General features: G+C 52.5%; 12 protein-coding genes. 4 read left to right on the top strand and 8 right to left on the bottom strand.

The window, feature by feature from the left end:
• Positions 1-136 precede the first annotated feature (136 nt).
• Both ileS and ACTS3T_RS21800 read right to left on the bottom strand, forming a co-directional pair.
• Positions 137-3,019 (bottom strand): isoleucine--tRNA ligase, encoded by a 2,883-nt coding sequence (gene ileS / locus ACTS3T_RS21805; protein ID WP_377961980.1) that lies wholly within the window; start codon positions 3,017-3,019, stop codon positions 137-139.
• Positions 3,020-3,217: 198 nt separating this feature from the next.
• Positions 3,218-4,057, bottom strand: coding sequence for a Ycf66 family protein (locus ACTS3T_RS21800; RefSeq protein WP_377961977.1), 840 nt, complete (start codon positions 4,055-4,057; stop codon positions 3,218-3,220).
• Positions 4,058-4,142: 85 nt separating this feature from the next.
• Between ACTS3T_RS21800 and ACTS3T_RS21795 the strand changes: the two genes are divergently transcribed.
• Positions 4,143-4,748 (top strand): glutathione S-transferase family protein, encoded by a 606-nt coding sequence (locus tag ACTS3T_RS21795; protein WP_377961975.1) that lies wholly within the window; start codon positions 4,143-4,145, stop codon positions 4,746-4,748.
• Between the two features lie 160 nt (positions 4,749-4,908).
• Here ACTS3T_RS21795 and ACTS3T_RS21790 read toward each other — a convergent pair whose 3' ends face one another.
• Positions 4,909-6,093, bottom strand: a complete 1,185-nt coding sequence (locus tag ACTS3T_RS21790; RefSeq protein WP_377961972.1) for an RtcB family protein — start codon at positions 6,091-6,093, stop codon at positions 4,909-4,911.
• A 5-nt stretch (positions 6,094-6,098) separates the two neighbouring features.
• On the bottom strand, positions 6,099-6,377 hold the full coding sequence (locus tag ACTS3T_RS21785) for an HNH endonuclease (protein ID WP_377961969.1): 279 nt from the start codon (positions 6,375-6,377) through the stop codon (positions 6,099-6,101).
• Positions 6,378-6,647: 270 nt separating this feature from the next.
• On the opposite strand from ACTS3T_RS21785, the gene ACTS3T_RS21780 reads away from it, so the two are divergent.
• A complete protein-coding gene (locus tag ACTS3T_RS21780; RefSeq protein WP_377961966.1) occupies positions 6,648-7,043 on the top strand; it encodes a hypothetical protein in 396 nt (131 codons plus the stop codon).
• A 139-nt stretch (positions 7,044-7,182) separates the two neighbouring features.
• Here the strand turns inward: ACTS3T_RS21780 and ACTS3T_RS21775 are convergent, their stop codons facing one another.
• Positions 7,183-7,848 carry a glutathione S-transferase family protein gene (locus ACTS3T_RS21775; RefSeq protein ID WP_377961963.1) on the bottom strand — a complete coding sequence of 222 codons (666 nt, stop codon included), beginning with the start codon at positions 7,846-7,848 and terminating at the stop codon, positions 7,183-7,185.
• Positions 7,849-7,860: 12 nt separating this feature from the next.
• A complete protein-coding gene (gene topA / locus ACTS3T_RS21770; RefSeq protein ID WP_377961960.1) occupies positions 7,861-10,575 on the bottom strand; it encodes a type I DNA topoisomerase in 2,715 nt (904 codons plus the stop codon).
• A gap of 616 nt (positions 10,576-11,191) precedes the next feature.
• Here topA and ACTS3T_RS21765 point away from each other — a divergent pair.
• Together ACTS3T_RS21765 and ACTS3T_RS21760 are read left to right on the top strand one after the other, a co-directional pair.
• On the top strand, positions 11,192-12,793 hold the full coding sequence (locus ACTS3T_RS21765; protein ID WP_377961957.1) for an NAD(P)H-quinone oxidoreductase subunit N: 1,602 nt from the start codon (positions 11,192-11,194) through the stop codon (positions 12,791-12,793).
• Between the two features lie 70 nt (positions 12,794-12,863).
• Positions 12,864-14,210: a cobyrinate a,c-diamide synthase gene (locus tag ACTS3T_RS21760; RefSeq protein ID WP_377961954.1), complete on the top strand. Its 1,347-nt coding sequence runs from the start codon at positions 12,864-12,866 to the stop codon at positions 14,208-14,210.
• Positions 14,211-14,229: 19 nt separating this feature from the next.
• On the opposite strand, the gene ACTS3T_RS21755 is transcribed toward ACTS3T_RS21760, so the two are convergent.
• Entirely contained in the window at positions 14,230-14,829 is a 600-nt protein-coding gene (locus ACTS3T_RS21755) for a Crp/Fnr family transcriptional regulator (protein WP_377962055.1), read from the bottom strand.
• Between the two features lie 344 nt (positions 14,830-15,173).
• Positions 15,174-18,866, bottom strand: a complete 3,693-nt coding sequence (locus ACTS3T_RS21750) for a CAAX protease (protein ID WP_377961951.1) — start codon at positions 18,864-18,866, stop codon at positions 15,174-15,176.
• Positions 18,867-18,869 lie beyond the last annotated feature (3 nt).

Below are 18,869 nucleotides of genomic sequence, written 5' to 3'. Positions count from 1 at the left end.
AAGGCTATTTAGTTAGGAATCTTGATGTCAATTTACGGCTAACCTAACTGACTAACGAATGTCAATTATTTTCCCTAATCGATAAAGTTCGGTTGGGGTCGCTTACGCCTTGGCTGTCGGCGTTTATCACTGCTTGCTAAAACTGATCGGCGATCGCTGCTACACAGCGTTCACACAGCGTTGGATGCGCGGTTGATTCACCAACATCAGTTGAGTAATTCCAGCAGCGATCGCACTTTTCGCCCACCGCTTCAATCACGCCTACGCCCCAAGCATCCGATTCGCTCTTGAACTCAAGCCCTTGCAGGCGATCGCTGGTTTCTAGCAGTTCGACCTGCGACACCAAAAAGAGATAGCGCAGTTCATCTACATGAGGGCTACCACCTGCTACCGCGTTAGCTGGGTTCATCGCCGCCAATTGCGATCGCAGCGTAGCATCAGTGACAGCGAGTAGCACCTTAGCTTCTAGAGAAGAACCAATCTTTTTCGCAGCGCGTGCTTGCTCAAGTACCTTGTTGACTTCTTGACGCACCGAGCGAAGTTCTTGCCACTTACTGGCTAGTTCGGGGGCTTGCCACTGAGGCTCTAACTGAACCCAGCCTGATTCAAACACCGATTCATAGCCAGTGGCGTAGGGAATGTTTTGCCAGATATCTTCAGCCATGTGCGACAACACAGGGGCGATCGCTTTGGCCAAGTTTTCCATCGCGATCGCCAAGACCGTTTGGCAACTGCGGCGGCGCAACGAGTCGGCAGCGCTGATATACAGCCGATCTTTGGCAATATCTAAGTAGAAGTTAGATAGATCGACCACGCAGAAATTTTGTACTGTCTGAAAGAAATGGAAAAACTGATAGGTTTCAAACGCCTCGGTGATGTTGCCAAACACTTCGGTGATTAAGTGCAGCGCGTAGCGATCGAGTTCTGGCAACTGCTCATAGGGCACCGCATCTTTAGCGGGGTCAAAGTCATAGAGGTTACCTAGCAAAAATCGAGCCGTGTTGCGAATCTTGCGGTAAATATCGGCTACCTGCTTGAGGATGGTGGGGCCAATCGAGATATCGGAGGAGTAATCGACCGCCGACACCCAAAGTCGCAAAACATCGGCTCCATAAGCCGGATCTTTTTTCTGGTTTTTGCCGCCTTCAATAATCACAGCCGGATCGACCGTGTTTCCCAAAGACTTACTCATTTTGCGGCCTTGCTCATCTAGCACGTAACCGTGAGTCAAAACCGTATGATAAGGGGCACAGCCGTGAGTCGCCACGCTGGTTAGCAAGCTCGACTGAAACCAGCCCCGGTGCTGATCGGATCCTTCCAGGTAAACATCTACCGGATATTTCAGCTCAGGCCGCTTTTCCGCTACCGCTGCCCACGAAGACCCGGAATCAAACCACACATCCATTGTATCCATGCCTTTGCGGTAAGTATGGCCGTTGTGGCGATAAGCCTCAGGCAACAATTCCTCAGTAGATAGTTCCCACCAGGCATCCGAACCCTTTTCGGCAATGATGGCCTGCACATGCGCTAGGGTTGCTTGATTCAGCAGCGGTTCGCCCGTCGCTTCGTCATAAAAGACTGGAATTGGCATACCCCAACTGCGCTGTCGTGAGATACACCAGTCTGAGCGATCGCTCACCATAGCCGTAATCCGGTTTTCTCCTTGGGCAGGCACCCACTCAACGTCGGCGATCGCCTTGAGCGCCTCCTCTCGAAACCCCTCAACCGAAGCAAACCACTGCTCAGTAGCCCGAAAAATGGTTGGTTTCTTCGTCCGCCAGTCGTAGGGATATTTGTGGACGTAGGCTTCTTCTTTGAGCAAAGCATTGGCGGCCTGCAAAGCGGCGATAATGGCTCCGTTGGCATCTTTAAGCACATCTAAGCCCTCAAACGGCCCCGCCTCAGCCGTAAAAATGCCGCGTTCATCTACCGGACACAAAATCGGCAACCCATATTGCTGACCTACCTTAAAGTCTTCTTGGCCGTGCCCTGGTGCCGTATGCACCAAACCTGTGCCAGACTCGGTGGTGACGTAGTCTCCTCCTACCAAAATAGGACTTTCGCGCTCAAATAAAGGATGGTGGTAAGTAGACCCCGCTAGCGCCTCTCCCCGGAGCGTTTGCTTGACAGTTAGCTGGGTATCTAGCACGCCAGCCATCCGCTCTACCAAATCTTTGGCCACGATTAGGTAGCGATAGGGTTCACCCGCAGCCACTTCAACCACCGCGTAGGTTAACGCTGGATTGACCGCTACTGCCAGGTTGGCCGGAATAGTCCAGGGGGTCGTTGTCCAGATAGCCACCCCTAATGCATCTAAATAAGGCGATAAAGCGGGTGTTGCAGCCTCAGAGAGACTCACCATTTGGAAAGCCGCATAAATGCTGCGCGAGGTGTGCCCTTCAGGATATTCCAGTTCTGCTTCAGCTAGAGCCGTTTGAGAAGAAGGACTCCAGTGAACAGCTTTTAAACCTCGATAGATATAGCCTTTGAGCGCCATTTTGCCAAAGACACCCACCTGAGCTGCTTCGTACTCCGGGTTGAGGGTCATATAGGGGTGATCCCAGTCGCCCCAAACGCCATAGCGCTTAAACCCGGATCGCTGTTCTTCAATCGTTTTGAGGGCGAAGGCTTTGGCCTTTTTGCGCAGTTTAATCGGCGTCAGGTGCTTACGCGCCTCAGGATCCATATTTTGCAGGACTTTTAGCTCAATCGGTAGGCCGTGGCAGTCCCAACCGGGAACATAGCGCACCTTACGACCTTGCAGCAGTTGATATTTGTTGATGATGTCTTTGAGCGTTTTGTTAAGCGCATGCCCCATATGCAAACTGCCATTGGCATAGGGTGGCCCGTCGTGCAAAACAAAAACTTCTCCGGGATTATGCTCCGAGAGCTTTTGATAAATGTTGTGATCTTCCCAGAACTGCTGAATTTCGGGTTCACGCTGGGTGGCATTGGCCCGCATGTTAAAGCTTGTCTGCGGAAGTAGGATGGTGTCTTTGTAGCTCTTAGACTCTGTCACAGCTGCCCGTTAATTTAGTTAAAGTCCTGCTCCCAGCCATTATCAGCTACAAGCCTATCGGCTTCAAGTAACTAGCTGTCAAGAGCTGGATAGATTAACCAATATAGCTTGCAAATCTGCAGCTGCTCAGGACTAAGGCTAAGTTTTGGGCTGAATACCCCGCCGTGCTACGGCTGATCTAGCGATTGCCCTATTGGCTCACTCAATAATCTCAGCGTCGATGATGTCTGCGGTAGGGGGCTGGGGCTTTTGAGGGGGCGCGGTTGATTTTGATTTGGGTGGCCGGGGAATTGACGGTGGCCGGGGCGGTAGTTCGATCATCGTCTGCTTAGGTTTGGGTTTACGCGTCAGAAGTTCGCCGAGCCAGTCTTTGAGGGTAGTGAGTTTGTTGGCAGCATTTGGGGTGGCAGGGACGGGGCGACGGGGCGACGGGGAGGGTGGAGTAGGTGGGGTGGCTACGGCAGCAGAGCTAGGCGGCGCAGAGGGGGGAGTTGGCGGGCGCAGAAAAGGGTTGGCGTTAGGCGGCGCAGGTGGGGGGGGAGGGGACGATTGGGGGTTTTCGGCGGCGTATTCGTAGTCGGTACGGCGGGGTTTGGTAATGCGGGGAAAAGGCGACGAAACGCTGGTAGCAGCAGCGATTCCCTTTTGCAGTGTTGCTTTAATAGCGCTTAGGCGTGAGCCGATGCCCTTTAGCCCCGAACCCTGCTGGATCTGCCGTTGTAGCTGTGACAAAGCCTGCTGAGTTTGCTGCTGCACGTCACTGGCTGAAACGGGCGTTTGCAGTTCAACCGGGGTACGCGATCGCCGTAGACTTAAAGTTTGCCAGCCCAGCCAGACAATTAATGACACACTCGCCATTTGACCCAGCATCAAGGCTCCACTCACGCGGCCAGCGCAAAACCACAGCACCAAGCCGTAGAACATGCCTACACCGCTCCAGAGAAAATCATTTTTGCGGTGAACTTCAGGGTAGAAAAAAGCTGCCATATAAAGGGCAAAGCTACCTAGGCCAACGATAAGTGCCAGCAGATGTGCCATTGAGATTACGCCTCCCTGCGAGTCTGCGATCGCTTGTCTACTATTGTGCTAAAGATTGTTTGAATCAAGCCGATGAATTCCAGCTATGTATAAACTCTACGATTTTTTGCCTTCGGGTAATGGTTACAAAGTACGGCTCTTGCTAACCCAGCTAGACATTCCGTTTGAGCGCATCGAAGTCAATATCCTGAATCAAGAAACCCGCACACCCGACTTTTTAGCCAAAAACCCAAATGGTCGAGTGCCAACCTTAGAACTGGAGCCAGGGCAGTTTTTAGCTGAATCTAACGCCATTCTCTATTACCTCAGCCAAGAAACCGACTTTTTTCCCCGCGATCGCTGGCAGGCTGCTCAGGTGATGCAATGGCTATTTTTTGAGCAGTATAGCCATGAACCCTATATCGCCACCTCCCGGTATTGGATTACCTGCTTGGGTCAGCCCGAAAACTATCAGACCCAGTTAGCCCAAAAGCAACCAGGCGGATACGCAGCTTTACAAGTCATGGAACAGCACTTAGCTGAGCATGATTACTTTGTCGGCGATCGCTACACGATTGCCGACATCGCCCTTTTTGCCTACACCCACGTTGCCCCCGAAGGCAATTTTGACCTAGGACGCTTTGCCGCCATCCGCGATTGGATTCAGCGGATTCAGGCTCAACCCCGTCATATCCCCATTACCCAAGCCTAATAGCTCAAAATTTTGGCAAGCCACGAAGCACAGAGGCAGAGCCGCAGAAACCCTGACTGCCCCTGATCCCCTATCTCCCTATCTCCCCTTCCCCTCTTCCCCTCTTCCCCCCTATCTCCCCTTCCCCCCTTCCCCCTATCTCCCTCACCGTCTCCCAAAACTAACCTTTAACGCACACCACTTGCTTCAAGGTAGCGACAACCTCTACCAAATCAGCCTGATTCGCCATGACCGTTTCAATCGGCTTGTAAGCTGCTGGAATTTCGTCGATCACGCCTTTGTCTTTGCGGCACTCTACCCCTTGCGTTTGCTGAATCAAGTCGTCTAAGGTAAAGCGATCTTTGGCTTTGGTGCGCGACATTAAGCGTCCGGCTCCGTGGCTGCAAGAGCAATAGCTATGAGCCTCCCCTTTACCTTTGACGATGAAAGACTTAGCTCCCATAGAACCAGGGATGATGCCATAGTCTTGCGATCGCGATCGCACGGCTCCTTTACGAGTGACGTAGACCGCTTCGCCAAAATGCGTTTCTTTTTCAGCGTAGTTGTGGTGACAATTGACTCGCATGAGGGTTTTGCTAGGTTTGCCGCCTGCTAAATGCTGTTCTACAATCCGCTGAAAGCGATGCATCATCACTTCGCGGTTGAAGCGGGCATAGTCTTGTGCCCATTGCAGATCGTGCCAGTAGCGCTCAAATTCTTCAGTGCCCGCGACAAAATAGGCTAAGTCGGGATCGGGCAGTTTTTCCTGGGCTAGGCGAGCCAGCTCTTTGGCCGTTTTAATGTGATTTTGAGCCAGCATATTGCCAATGTTTCGTGAACCGGAGTGCAGCATGAGCCACACCTGCTCGGTTTCATCTAGGCACAGTTCAATAAAATGGTTGCCGCCGCCAAGCGAACCCATCTGTCGCAGCGCTTTGTCTTCTAAACGCTGCACGCCTGCATGGAGATGCCTAAAGTCGCGCCAGCCTTGCCAGTTGTAAACAGGCTTGTCTACGGTTTTGTTGTCGTTAAAGCCTGTGGGAATCGCTGCTTCAATCTCTTTGCGAATGTGCTTAAGTTTTTTGTCATCAAGCTGGCGGGCGGTAAAAGGGGTTTGTACCGCACACATGCCACAGCCAATATCAACGCCAACCGCTGCCGGAATAATGGCGTCTTGGGTGGCGATGACTGAACCGACCAGCGCCCCTTTCCCCAAATGCACGTCGGGCATAAGGGCGACATGCTTAAACACAAACGGCAGCGAAGCTACATTTTTCGCCATTTGCGTTTCTTGTGGCCCTAACGGATGGTTAGCCCAGGATAAAACGGGTTTAGGGGTAGACAGGGAAAGTTGCTGATAGGGCATGACGCTTATCGTCCTCGGTATGCTTTTATCCGTTTGTTGGCATCTTGCTTACGTATCCAGATAAGAAACCGAGCCATTTGGGGATGAGAGGCTAGCTTCTCTAATGTATTCAATTCACGCGCTAGGTAAGCATTTTCGAACAAAACATGAATTTGTTTATGGCAAGCTGCACAGATCTCCACGGTGGGGCCAGGATCTTGCTTTTTACGTTTGCTGTGCTGGCGAGGCGTGAGGTGATGCAGGGTCAGGCGATCGCAAGCGCGATCGCAAAGTTGGCATCTCATCGATTGGGGGTTCTCTCTTGCGAGATAGTCTTTAGGCTGATCTTGACGCAAATTGAAATCTCTCCGGGGGTTGTCGCGATCGCAATCACAACCCGTTTAAAGCAGCAATACCCGTCCAAAATTGAGTAAATCCTTGCCCTGTAAAGCTTTCGCCTTTACAGATAAAGTCTTTCTTCTGTCAGAAGTTATTTTGTCAGTGAATTTTTACACTAGCAAAGTCGAGTTGTTTCTTAACTCACAGTTTAAGTTGAAAATTTAGAGGAACTCACTATGAAAGGATTACTCAAAACGGTGCAGTCGTTGTCTTTAACCCGGTTACTGGCGGTTGCTCTAGTAGGGATGATGACTTTGTTAGCTTTGCCAACGGCTAGTTTGGCAGATACGCTTTCGGCGGGGACGCTCGTTGCCGATCGCGAACTTAACCTCATCTATCCTGACTCTGATGGCGAAAAAACTAAGTACGACATTGGCAACGTTAGTCAAGAAGAACTCAAGCGTCAGGCAACGCAGATTCCGGCTGAACCCCAAGCAGTGATTGATCGATCTAATCCCAACGCCAATATTTTAGAGAAGATCGGTGAAGCTTTTGGAGAAGCAGGCGACTTCATTGGCGACGAAGCGGATCGTGGGCCTAACCGGGCTGGCGATGCTGTCACCCCTCGGTAAGCTCAAAGCCAGTCTATAAACCCAAAAAGTAATCAACTTTGGTTTTAAATCCCAGGCTAGCCTGGGATTTTTGCTGAGCCAGCGCCAAGCCAAAGCCAAACCACAAAATGCCAAAGCCTAAAGGTCTGATCACCCCGCTTTATGACTGATCGCGTCGATCCATAAGCTGGCGCATACGTTCTCTGAAGGCAGCTAGCGCTTCAGCCGTGGGTTGCGTCGTTTGCCAAGCAGGGCGCTGCACCAGGCGATCGCACCAGGCTTGCAAATTAGGATAGTTTTCAAGCGGTATTTCAAGCTGAGCAAACCAGGGAACCACCGTACCCAGCACAATATCACCCAAGCTCAGATGGTCAACGCCAAAAAAGACGTGATTATCCAATATTTGAGCCAAAAACCGTAGCACACCGTCTGCTTGCTGCTTCGCTTTGGCGATCGCTTCAGCGTCGGGTTCACCAAAACCCATCATTTTGCGGGTTAGCGGCGTCAGCGCTGGCAGTAACTCGTTGAGGGTAACCATCTGTACCATCCGAACGCGAGCGATCGCTTGAGGCGCGCAAGGCATGAGCGGTGGTGACGGATACATCGCTTCCAGGTAGTCCAAAATGGCAAAAGACTCAATCACCTTAAAGTCTTCATCCACCAAAACCGGAATGTGATGAAAGGGATTAAGCGCCAAAAACGCTGGCTTGAACTGGTCGCCGCCGAGATCAACCTCAACAAGATCAAACTGCAACCCTTTTTCCAGCAAGGTTACCCAAACCCGACGAGAATTAATCGAAAGGGGAGTATGGTAAAGCGTCAGCATCAGGATGCCTCCCTAAGAAGCTTTTTTCTCTGCCGATGAAGAATCGTCAGTAGTTTTTTTGCGCGTTGTGCGTTTTTTGGCCGTGGTGCCAGTTGTCTTTTTAGCAGCCGTCTTCTTGGTTGTGGTTTTACGAGTGGTCGTCTTTTTAGCGGTTGATTTGCTAGACTTGCGACTGGTCTTTTTGGTGGCCTGTTTAGCCTCTAGCAGCTCTAGCGCCAGCTCTAAGGTGATATCGTCGGGTTTTTTGCCTTCTGGTAGTGAGGCGTTAGTCGTCCCGTGTTTCACATAGAAGCCATAAGGGCCATCGTAAATATTGACGGGTTTTTCGTCTTCAGGATGGTTGCCCAATTGCTTGAGGGGTTCTGCCGCCTTCCGCCGTCCCCGCCGACTTTTAGGCTCTGCCAGCAAAGCTAAGGCTCGCTCTAGCGTAATTTCCAGGACGTTGTCTTCTTTTTTGAGCGAACGATAATCTTTCCCTTCTTTGCCCTGGTCATGGACGACATAAGGCCCATAAGGCCCAATACTGGCCTTGATTTTGGCTCCCGTATCGGGATGGGTTCCCAACAGACGCGGCAGCGATAGCAACCCTACCGCCATTTCCAAAGTAACCGCCTCCATGGGCGTGCCTTTAGGAACAGAAGCCCGCTTGGGTTTGGGATTTTCTTCTGTTTTTTCTCCCATTTGCACATACGGCCCGTAAGTGCCAATGAGCAGATAAATGGGTTCACCCGTGTCGGGGTGCAGTCCGATTTTGTCGGGGCCTTCTGTTTTTTGCTTGAGCAGCGTTTCAACTTGCTCCGCATCAAGATCCGCAGGGGTAACGTCTTGAGGAATCGAAGCTTTGACTGAACCTTCTTCGCTGTCAGCTTCTAAATAAGGCCCGTAGCGACCAATGCGGACTTTGGCGGCTAGGTTTTCTAAGTCAATTGTTCTAGCCGTATCTGGATCAATCTGGCTTTGGCGCTGTTGCACTTGCTGCTCTAGCCCCTGATCCCCCAAATAAAACTCGCTTAGGTAGGGCAGCCACTCGACATCACCCACCGAAATTTCGTCTAAGGTTTGCTCCATGCGGGCGGTGAACCCTAGATCGACGAGATCCGGGAAATGCTTCTCTAGCAAATCGGTGACGGCAAAGGCTGTAAAAGTGGGGATCAAGCTGTTGCTGGTGAGCTGAGCATAGCCGCGATCGACAATCGTACCGATGATGCTGGCATAGGTGCTTGGGCGACCAATTCCTTCACTTTCCAGCGTTTTCACCAGCGAAGCTTCGGTAAAGCGAGCCGGAGGCTGAGTTTCGTGACCAATGGCGTCTAAGGTGTTGCAGGTAGGCGCATCGCCTACTTTGAGCGTCGGTAACGTGACTTCTTGATCTTCAATAGCCGCGTCTGGATCATCCGAACCTTCTACATACGCGCGAAAGAAACCAGGAAAATCAATTCGCTTGCCAGTCGCCCGAAAGTTGGCGTCGTCTACCTCAATTTGAACCGTAATATGGGTTTGGCGAGCTTCAGCCATTTGGGTGGCGACAGTTCGTTTCCAAATCAGGTCGTAGAGAGCCAGCTCTTTTTCTCGCAGCCCAGTTTCTTGCGGCGTGCGAAAGGTGCTTCCAGCCGGACGAATGGCTTCGTGCGCTTCTTGAGCATTTTTGCTCTTGTTGGCATACTGGCGAGGTTTGGGGCTGAGATAATCTTGGCCGTAGCGAGATTTGACACAGCTACGCGCCGCAGCGATCGCCTGTTGCGACAAATGCACCGAATCGGTTCGCATGTAGGTGATGTAGCCTTTTTCATACAGGCTTTGAGCGACCCGCATGGTGTCACGGGCTGACATCCGTAGCTTGCGGTTAGACTCTTGCTGCAGCGTAGACGTGGTAAAGGGTGGCGAGGGTTTGCGGCTAGAGGGTCGCTCCTCAATATTTGTAACCGTCCAAATGCCTGCTTCGAGGCGGCTTTGCAACGCTCTAGCTTGCTCTTCGTTGAGCAAAACAACGTTCCGACCGGTTGCGATTTGTCCGGTGTTTTCGTCAAAATCACTGCCGTTAGCTAGACGCGTTCCAGCTAGAGCATAGAGCTTGGCTTCAAAGTCGCTGTTTTGGTGGCTCAGCGTTGCTTTGAGATCCCAATAAGAACCGCGCCGGAACGCACGGCGATCGCGTTCACGAGTAACCAGCAGCCTCACGGCAACAGACTGCACTCGCCCCGCCGACAACCCCCAGGCAATCTTCTCCCACAGCAAGGGCGAGAGCGTATAACCCACCAGCCGATCTAAAATTCGCCGGGTTTCTTGGGCTCGCACTAGCTGGTCGTTGATGTCGCGGCAATTTTCTAGAGCCGATTGAATGGCTTCTTCCGTAATTTCATGAAAGACCATGCGCTTAGTTGGCACTTTTGGCTTTAAAAGCTGTAGCAAGTGCCAGCTAATGCTTTCTCCCTCGCGGTCTTCGTCGGTCGCCAGTACCAGTTCGTCAGCTTGTTTAAGGGCATCTTTAAGGGCTTTGACAACTTTTTTCTTATCTTTGGGTACCACGTATAGCGGTTCAAAGTTGGCGTCAGTGTTGACCCCAAGCTGCGCCCATTTTTCACCTTTGACAGCAGTTGGAATTTCACTAGCGGACTTGGGCAAATCTCGAACATGCCCCATCGACGCTTCGACACGGTATCCAGAGGGTAGATAGTTGCGGATTGTTTTCGCTTTGGTGGGCGACTCAACAATGACGAGAGTTGACATAGGGCTGCGAACGTCTCAGGCCGTTGAAACTTCTTTTAATAATAGATAGAAAAAATCTAGCAGGGGCTAGAACCTCTTCCGGGAAAAGCTGGCTAATCGTTTTGGCGAATCATCAGCCACCGGGGGCTGGGTGCTTTGCCGCAATATTCCCAAATCCATATTGCGCTACTGCGCAGGTTAAAGACAAATTAAACATTTTTTAAGCCTTTATAGACTACGCGATCGCTTGTGCTATCAACAGACCTTTGCGGTTAGCTTATTGGTTAGGGGCTTCACAGGTAGAAGCGGCGATTCCGAAAATAGCGCCTTTTTCTCAGGCTAGCCGAGGAGGGGAAAAGTGGGTCAGTCAGCTGTGATGCCTTTTTATAGGCTTATATCGAAAATGACAAGTTCGTCTAGGCGGTTTGCCGAACTTTTAAGCTGAGAAGGTTGCTGCAAAAGGGTTAGCGATATTGCTGTGCTTAGTTAAAGAGATGTTACATTGCTAAGGGAACTTAGCGATCGCCGCTTTAGGCACCTATCTCTCTAGAGGGAAGTGGCAGCGCCGTTCTACACTGGATGATACAAATTTAACCTAAACTACTCCCTAAGCTGACTGTTCGAGGTATTCAAGCTCATGGATGTGACTAATCTTGCCGCGCAGCTTAATGCCGGGGCAATCTTACCGGAGGGTGTCGTGATTGCGACGCTGCTGGTCATTCTGGTGGGTGACCTCATTGTGGGTCGCTCTTCGTCTCGGTGGACTCCTTATGTGGCAATTGTCGGGCTTTTGGCGGCAGTGGTCGCACTCGTTTTTCAGTGGGACATTCAAAATCCCATTGCCTTCTTGGGTGGCTTCAACGGAGATGCCCTGAGCGTGATTTTTCGCGGCATCATTGTCTTGTCAGCGACAATTACCGTGCCCATGTCGATTCGCTATGTAGAGCAATCGGGCACCTCGCTAGCAGAATTTTTGGTAATTTTGCTAACGGCAACGCTGGGTGGCATGTTTCTTTCAGGAGCCGACGAGTTGGTGACAATTTTTGTCTCGCTCGAAACGCTGAGTATTTCTTCTTACCTGTTGACAGGCTATATGAAGCGCGACCCGCGCTCTAACGAGGCGGCTCTCAAATATTTGCTGATTGGGGCAGCTAGCTCTGCCATCTTTCTGTACGGTGTTTCGCTGCTCTTTGGGCTGTCGGGTGGGCAAACTCGCTTGGGGGCGATCGCCGCTAACATTCTGGCTGATGGCTCGGATGTGCCGATTGGTCTGGTAGTAGCGCTGGTTTTTGTGATTGCGGGCATTGCTTTCAAAATTGCCGCCGTTCCTTTCCATCAATGGACTCCCGATGTCTACGAAGGTTCGCCAACGCCTGTCGTTGCCTTTCTTTCTGTGGGTTCTAAAGCGGCTGGGTTTGCGCTGGCAATTCGCCTGTTGGTTACCGCTTTTCCGCTGGTATCAGAGCAGTGGCACTTTGTCTTTACCGCCTTGGCCATCCTCAGCATGATTTTGGGCAACGTCGTGGCTTTGGCGCAGACCAGCATGAAACGGATGCTGGCCTACTCTTCAATTGCCCAGGCGGGCTTTGTCATGATTGGCTTAATTATTGGCACTGAGGCCGGTTATGCCAGCATGATTTTCTACCTGCTGATTTACCTATTTATGAACCTAGGCGGGTTCACCTGTGTCATTCTCTTTTCTCTGCGCACAGGCACCGATCAAATCAGCGAGTACAGCGGTTTGTATCAAAAAGACCCGCTACTGACGTTTGGCCTCAGCATTTGCTTGCTGTCATTGGGAGGTATTCCGCCGCTAGCAGGCTTTTTTGGTAAGCTTTATATCTTTTGGGCAGGCTGGCAGGCCGGGGCTTATGGACTGGTTTTGGTAGGGTTGATTACCAGCGTGATTTCTATTTACTACTACATCCGCGTGATTAAGATGATGGTGGTAAAAGAGCCGCATGAGATGTCCGAGGTCGTCAAAAACTACCCTGAGGTACGCTGGACGCTGCCTGGAATGCGGCCTTTGCAGGTCAGCCTCATTTTGGCGGTGGTGGCAACTTCTTTAGCCGGAATTTTGTCTAACCCTCTGTTTTCCCTAGCGAATAGCTCAATCGCGCGCACAGCTATTTTGCAATCAACCGCTGTGGTACACCAAGAAACCGCTCCTATTGCTGCGGATAGCGTTAGAACTGAAACCGCTTTGCGACCCAGTCAAGACGCTGTACAAGCCTTATAGGTTTTGTTGGATAGCGCTAGGTTTTTCAGGTGGATGGTTTGTCCACCTGTTTTGCTTTTAGGGATGGTGCATGGGGCTTGTAATTGCAGGAGAACGGAGCGGTGTCGGTAAGACAACCGTAACGCTGGCGCTACTGGCGGCTCTGGATCAGGGAGTCCAGTCTTTCAAGGTGGGGCCAGATTACATCGACCCCATGTTTCATCAGGCGGTCACCGGGCGGCCTTGCTACAATCTCGACCCTGTCCTGACCTCAGCGGCTTATGTACAGCGCTGCTATCAGCGCTACAGCCAAACCGCTCCTTATGCCCTGGTTGAAGGGGTGATGGGGCTATTTGATGGGGCTGGGGGCTATCAGGACTGGGGCAGCACGGCTGACGTTGCTCGTAGCTTACAGCTACCTGTTTTGCTAGTTATTGATGCAAGTCGTTTATCTCACTCGGTTGCGGCTATTGTGCAGGGCTATCGCACGCTAGATGCACGGCTGCAGTTTGCGGGTGTGGTCTTAAATCGAGTGGCTAGCGATCGCCATTTAGATTTACTCAAGGCCGCGATCGCACCGCTAAACGTACCTATTTTGGGGTTTTTGCGCCGCCACCAAAACATCGAACTGCCCAGCCGCCATTTGGGGCTGGTACCAACCGCCGAACTCCCTACCCTGCGGCAAACGCTAGCGCAATTAGCCACTCTGGGCAAAACCTGTTTTGACTGGCCACGATTGACGCCGCTGCTGCGATCGCCTGTGACGACTCAGGTGAGGCTGCCAGAAGCCCAATTTCAGCCTATTCCAGTGCGGCTTGCGGTTGCTCGCGATCGCGCTTTTAGCTTTTACTATGCCGAAAACTTGGCGCTGCTAGAAGCTTTAGGGGCGCAGCTCATCAACTGGAGTCCGTTGAGCGACCCAAAACTCCCTGAGGATAGTCAAGGATTGTATTTAGGCGGGGGATTTCCTGAGTTGTTTGCGGCTGAGCTAGCTGCAAATGGCGCGGCTCTCCTGACGGTTAAAACCGCATTAGCACAGCAACTGCCAGTTTACGCTGAGTGTGGCGGACTGATGTATCTCTGCCAGCAGCTACAAGACTTTGAGCAACGCCCCTGGCCGATGGTGGGCAGTTTGCCAGCAGCGGTGCAAATGTCTGCACGGCTGACCCTGGGCTATCGCCAAGCCACCGTTTGCCAATCGACCCCGCTGTTGGCTGCTGGCACCCAAATCTGGGGGCACGAATTTCACCGTTCAGTCATTCAGCCTGCTCCAGTCGATCCTATCTACAGCCTGCAAGGGCATGGTCTATCAAACCCCGTCTTAGAAGGGTGGCGACACCACCAAATCCATGCCTCCTACCTGCATTTGCACTGGGGCGATCGCCCGGAGATTCCCTACCGCTTTTTGCAAGCCTGTCAGCAGTTTGGCCGCTCCTAGCCCTCCAGCCCAACATCAGCTAGTAAGGTAAGTTGCCATTGAAATAACTAACATCGGATGGATAAGGCTGATCTGCTTCGGCGGCGGCTCCGTTGGCTGTTAACGGGTAGGGTGACTTTAGATCAGTTTGCTTAAAGAGGGGCACAGGGGGCGTATAAGCAGTGGCGCTACGATAGCGATTCAGTTCTTGGTTTTTGCCGTTAAGTTCTTTGTTGAGTTCCCGGATGCGGCGGGAGAGCATGCGAATAATGTTGACCGCAATACCGGGGGTTTCGTCAATGGCTTCATAAAGCTGCTGCTGAGTCAGCATCAGGCACTCGCAAGATTCTAGCGTTGTCACTGAGGCTGAACGCGGTTCCGCATCGAACAGCGACATTTCCCCAAAGCAGGTACCCTGATCGAGTTGAGCCAATTCTTGCTGCTTGAGATGAACACTCACCCGCCCGGAAACGACAATATAAAGCGATCGCCCTTCTTGCCCTTCGGTAAAGATAGTGTAGTTTGGCGGGAAGGACAGCTCATCCATAATGGAGGCGAGGCGAACCAAAAAGTCGTCCCGCAATTCTTTAAAGATGGGGACACCACGAACGAATAGAAGACGATCGACACTGGTTAACATGAAGAGAAAGCGGACACAATGCCAGCGGCAATTTTCAGGATAAACTGGCTCAGGCGGCTGGGTGAACAAGCGGTTAGCCCTAGCTTTCCCGGCTGGGGTGCAGCAGGCAACGAGTTGCTCAGCAGGGTTTACCAAGAGAGTCTGGGGTCATTCATAAACTGATACCCTGACTGAAGTCAAGTTATTGGTTATCAAAAATGTAGAGCCAGCACAGACTCTGAGTGTAAGGCCATCGCGTCTGGCTGTCATCCGCTAAATGCGTAGGAACGCGATCGCCCGCCCCATCGCGATCGCAGGTTTGAGGTCTGGCTTTTTACTGCCAACAGCGGTTGGCTAAAGCCGGGTTAAAAAGTAAACGGCGCAATGGGTTCAATTTCTGGATTGTCGCCGCCCACCTGGTTGGTTCGCAACACCCACAAACAGGCTCCGTGGCGTAAAAACAGCTCGATGACGGTGTCGCTAGCCACACGCGGCAGCATAGTGCGCCAACTGAGCAGCCCTCGCCCCAGCGTTTTGAGCGGATAATCTTCGAGATTGCTGCCCAACATTTCACGGCCATCTTCCCAATCGGCGCGGGCACTGCCTAGCGGTAGCAGTTCCCGCTGCAGGGCTTTACGAATCCCCAATAGCTGCTGATAGCGTTGAGCTTGTTCAGGATGCTGGGCTTGCCAGCGCGACTTTTTCGGAGGGCTAGCCTGAATAAGTTCTTCTAGCTGCTTGATGCTGGCATAAAGCGCCTGATTTGAGTCTTGAGCGCAATTGTTAGCTGGCCCAACATACGTTCCCCCTGTGCCATCGCCAATGCGATAGCGGGCTACCATGGTTTCGAGCTGACGAATTAGATCATCTAGGGCAGTTGGTAGAGAGCCGTTAAAGTCAAAGGGTTCTGTATAGGCTGAGTGTTTGATTAAAATATCGGCCACCGGGCGCGTTCCCAAAAAGCCCCACTGGCGATCGCCCATATAGTGGGTCCAGTGCAGCACTCCGGCAATAATGCCGTGGGTATTGTGGGTATACACCTGGTAATAGCGAATATCAAACTGCGGTTCATCAGCTAGGGGTTCATGAATTACCGTGGCCACCCCGTAAGCAAAGTGACCAAAGTAAATAGGCGCTTTGGCTGCAGGTTCGCGCTGACGCCCGCCAATGCCGCCGTAGGTATGTACTAGCAAGGCGCGATCGCCTACCTGCCAAGCCTGCCGCGCTTGCTGAGCGGTGGCCGTATGGGGGCTAATGAGTACCGATTCTGTCTGGCCTTTTTTGGCAACTAGGTTCTTCCAGGCTTTTTGTTTCACGTAGCGTAGCCCTGCTTTTGTCTGCAACAGGGTGCGGCGAGGCATGAGGCGAAAAAGGTCACGCGGGGCGATCGCCTGCACAACAAACAGCCCTGCGGCGTCGGCTGCTCCATAGATATACCAGCCGTTTTCGTTTTGGGGAGATTGCTCAATTTGAGCGGCGGTCGCGGGCAGCGTGCCGTTTTTGTCGGGAATGACCTGGGGCAATCGCACAATTTCAGTAGGGCCGTCAAATCGCCGAGTGGCTAGTTCAAAGTGAGCCACTCGATAGCGATCGCTGTCCGGTTCGACTGGCTCTATAAACTGCACCAGCCCGTAATAACGCCCGCTAATCTGCACGGGTTCATGGGCGATCGCTAAAACACACCCTTCGACCCCTTCTAAGCCGCTTTCTATCCCCTCTACCTCACTCACCTGTACGGGGTCTGGTAGTGCCACAATCACGTCATTTTCTGGATGCGAGCCAGCTAGCGACTCTAACGGATTAACCTGTCGCCAGTGATTCAGCCGGATCGGATGCACCAGTCCTTGTCGATGGGTATATTCCGCTTCAGCACTAAAGTGGACATCTTGTGTCACCTGGCGAACTCGCGTTTGCACCGCTAACTGCTGGCTCCAGCGCAGCATCACAACTTTACCCACCAGCGAAGTCTGAGCGGCGGCGGCATGATGGACTTCAAACAGCACGCCGTTAATCTGTCGCCGCTGATCGGGACTGGGCAAAATCAGCCGCCCCATCCAGGGGGCAATCGGACGATAAAGCTGGTCGTTGGGGGGCTGGTGCAGAGGATAGTAGCTCCAGTGGTTGAAGTCGGCTTGCTGGTAGCGTTGATAATTGCTTTCTGTTTGGGCGGGCAGGCGATCGGCCACCAGTTGTTCTGAAAACTTGTCTTGCAAAATATTCATCACCAGCGTCAGCGTTCGCTGCAAGTGAGAACGGCTTTCGCCGTGGCGGGGTTCGGGGTCTAACATACCGCCAATCCCTTGATGGCCGACTCCTTTAAGGGCAATCAGGCTGATTTTGCCTTTTCGCTTTGCCCGGTTCCAGTAAGAGAGAAACGAGACTTGCCAGCGGCGAGGAAAAAGCACAACGCCCAGTCGTTCAATCCAATCGCGATCGCCTACCAGGTGATAAAGCTGCTCAACGGCTAAGGCATCCACCCGGCCACTAATCACGCCCCCCAGCGAAATGACTTCAACCGGGGCATTGAGGCTATTGCGTAAAAAAGGGACAACCCCCATCCCCACCTGGCCGCCGCCGCTATAGCCAATCAGCGTAATCGGTACGTTGCCCTCTGCAGGATAGCCCAGGCGCATCAGACTGTCGTAAATGCGCTGAGCCATGCCCCAGTTGTAAACTGGGCCATAGCGCTGATCTGCCGACACCGATACCATCAGCATGTTGCGGAAGCTAACAAAAGCACTCACCCAACTTTCTTGCGGCTGTGAGCCTAGCCCTTCAACCCAACGCCAAAAGAAAGCAAAAGGGCGATCTTGCGTGAGGGGTCGATTAAGCACTGAATAAGACATCAGCCCTTTGACTAGCAGGGTATCTTCTGGCAGTTGTTGGCCTAGTTGTTCGAGAAAGTTGGCGACAAAAGGCTGATAGTCAGCGGTAGATTGTCCGGCTCCGTCTAAATAGATGAGAAAGCGTTTGATGCGATCGCGCGGGGTAGAAAGCGGCGCAATGACTGGGCGCGTTGCCGTCAGCGGATCGCCATACCACCCGGCCCACCAGCCCAGGGCTTCTAGCGGTGCTAGCAAACCACTGATGATAAAAATAATCAGACTAATCCAGGCTAGATCAATAAAAAACTGAATCCAAGCGGCTCCGGCAGTTAAGTAAGCACCGATTAGAAAACGACGCACGGGCGACAGCACAAACGTAATCAGCACGGCAAATAGCGCTAGCCCCAGATATTGCAGCGATCGCCGTAGCGGAAACTGGAACTTAGCCAGACGATGTACGGGGTCGGGCGGGGGGGAGGCAGACTCAGTGGCTACCCAGTCGCTGGGGGCAGGGGCAAACTCTACATCAGCCGCCATCGGCAACGCATTGGCCGCCATGGGGGATGGCCGATTGGGTAAAGCGGCATCGGCTAAAAAGGCTTCTCCCGCTCGTAGCAGGTCAGTAAGCGATCGCCGATCGGTCACCAGCTTCACCCCAGCGGCTAAATTTGCCAGCCAGCGCCCCAAAGCGGCCACGGGCTGCCCGACCGTTTGCTGTAGAAGCTGTAGCACAATCCAGCCAGTGACGACTGTTTCAAAAGCCCTGGCCATGGGCAAATCAGCCACCGCCGAAAAGCCCAGCATCATCGCCAGCAGCGTCCACACCGACAGCAGCCGCAGCAACGGCACCCCAAAGTAGGGCAGCGCTCCCACAAAGCTAAACATCAGCGGCGCATAGCTGTAGGCCAGCACCAGCGCAATCGTCTCTAGCGACAGATTGATTTGCAGCAGCCAGACGCTAGTAATCCAGGTGGTTAACACCCAAAAGCCATAGCCACAGGCAAACAAAATGGCTCCAATCAGCAGGCTAAAGACAAACCGCGCCGGACGGACGCGATTGAGAAAGAGCACCACACTTTCTGCTACTGCCAGCGATAGACCTGCCAGTAACACCACCCCCACCGCCCCCCAAGAGCGCTGAGGAAACTTTTGAATCAGTTGAAACAAATTGGGGTCGAGGGCTAGCACCCCTCTCACCAGTACCCAAAACTGGGCGATCGCAGTCTCTGCCAAACG

Source organism: Almyronema sp. (assembly GCF_052168255.1).
Lineage (GTDB): Bacteria > Cyanobacteriota > Cyanobacteriia > Phormidesmidales > Phormidesmidaceae > Sphaerothrix > Sphaerothrix epifaneia.
Note: the sequence above shows the minus strand (reverse complement) of the source record. Positions and strands in the feature narration are given on the sequence as shown.

What these genes read in the sequence shown, in the direction of transcription:
- ACTS3T_RS21795 (WP_377961975.1), top strand. Translation starts at nt 4,143, where the DNA reads ATGTATAAACTCTACGATTTTTTGCCTTCGGGTAATGGTTACAAAGTA.
- ACTS3T_RS21755 (WP_377962055.1), bottom strand. Translation starts at nt 14,829, where the DNA reads ATGTTAACCAGTGTCGATCGTCTTCTATTCGTTCGTGGTGTCCCCATC.
- ACTS3T_RS21765 (WP_377961957.1), top strand. Translation starts at nt 11,192, where the DNA reads ATGGATGTGACTAATCTTGCCGCGCAGCTTAATGCCGGGGCAATCTTA.
- ACTS3T_RS21760 (WP_377961954.1), top strand. Translation starts at nt 12,864, where the DNA reads ATGGGGCTTGTAATTGCAGGAGAACGGAGCGGTGTCGGTAAGACAACC.
- ACTS3T_RS21785 (WP_377961969.1), bottom strand. Translation starts at nt 6,377, where the DNA reads ATGAGATGCCAACTTTGCGATCGCGCTTGCGATCGCCTGACCCTGCAT.
- ACTS3T_RS21790 (WP_377961972.1), bottom strand. Translation starts at nt 6,093, where the DNA reads ATGCCCTATCAGCAACTTTCCCTGTCTACCCCTAAACCCGTTTTATCC.
- ACTS3T_RS21780 (WP_377961966.1), top strand. Translation starts at nt 6,648, where the DNA reads ATGAAAGGATTACTCAAAACGGTGCAGTCGTTGTCTTTAACCCGGTTA.
- topA (WP_377961960.1), bottom strand. Translation starts at nt 10,575, where the DNA reads ATGTCAACTCTCGTCATTGTTGAGTCGCCCACCAAAGCGAAAACAATC.
- ACTS3T_RS21775 (WP_377961963.1), bottom strand. Translation starts at nt 7,848, where the DNA reads ATGCTGACGCTTTACCATACTCCCCTTTCGATTAATTCTCGTCGGGTT.
- ACTS3T_RS21800 (WP_377961977.1), bottom strand. Translation starts at nt 4,057, where the DNA reads ATGGCACATCTGCTGGCACTTATCGTTGGCCTAGGTAGCTTTGCCCTT.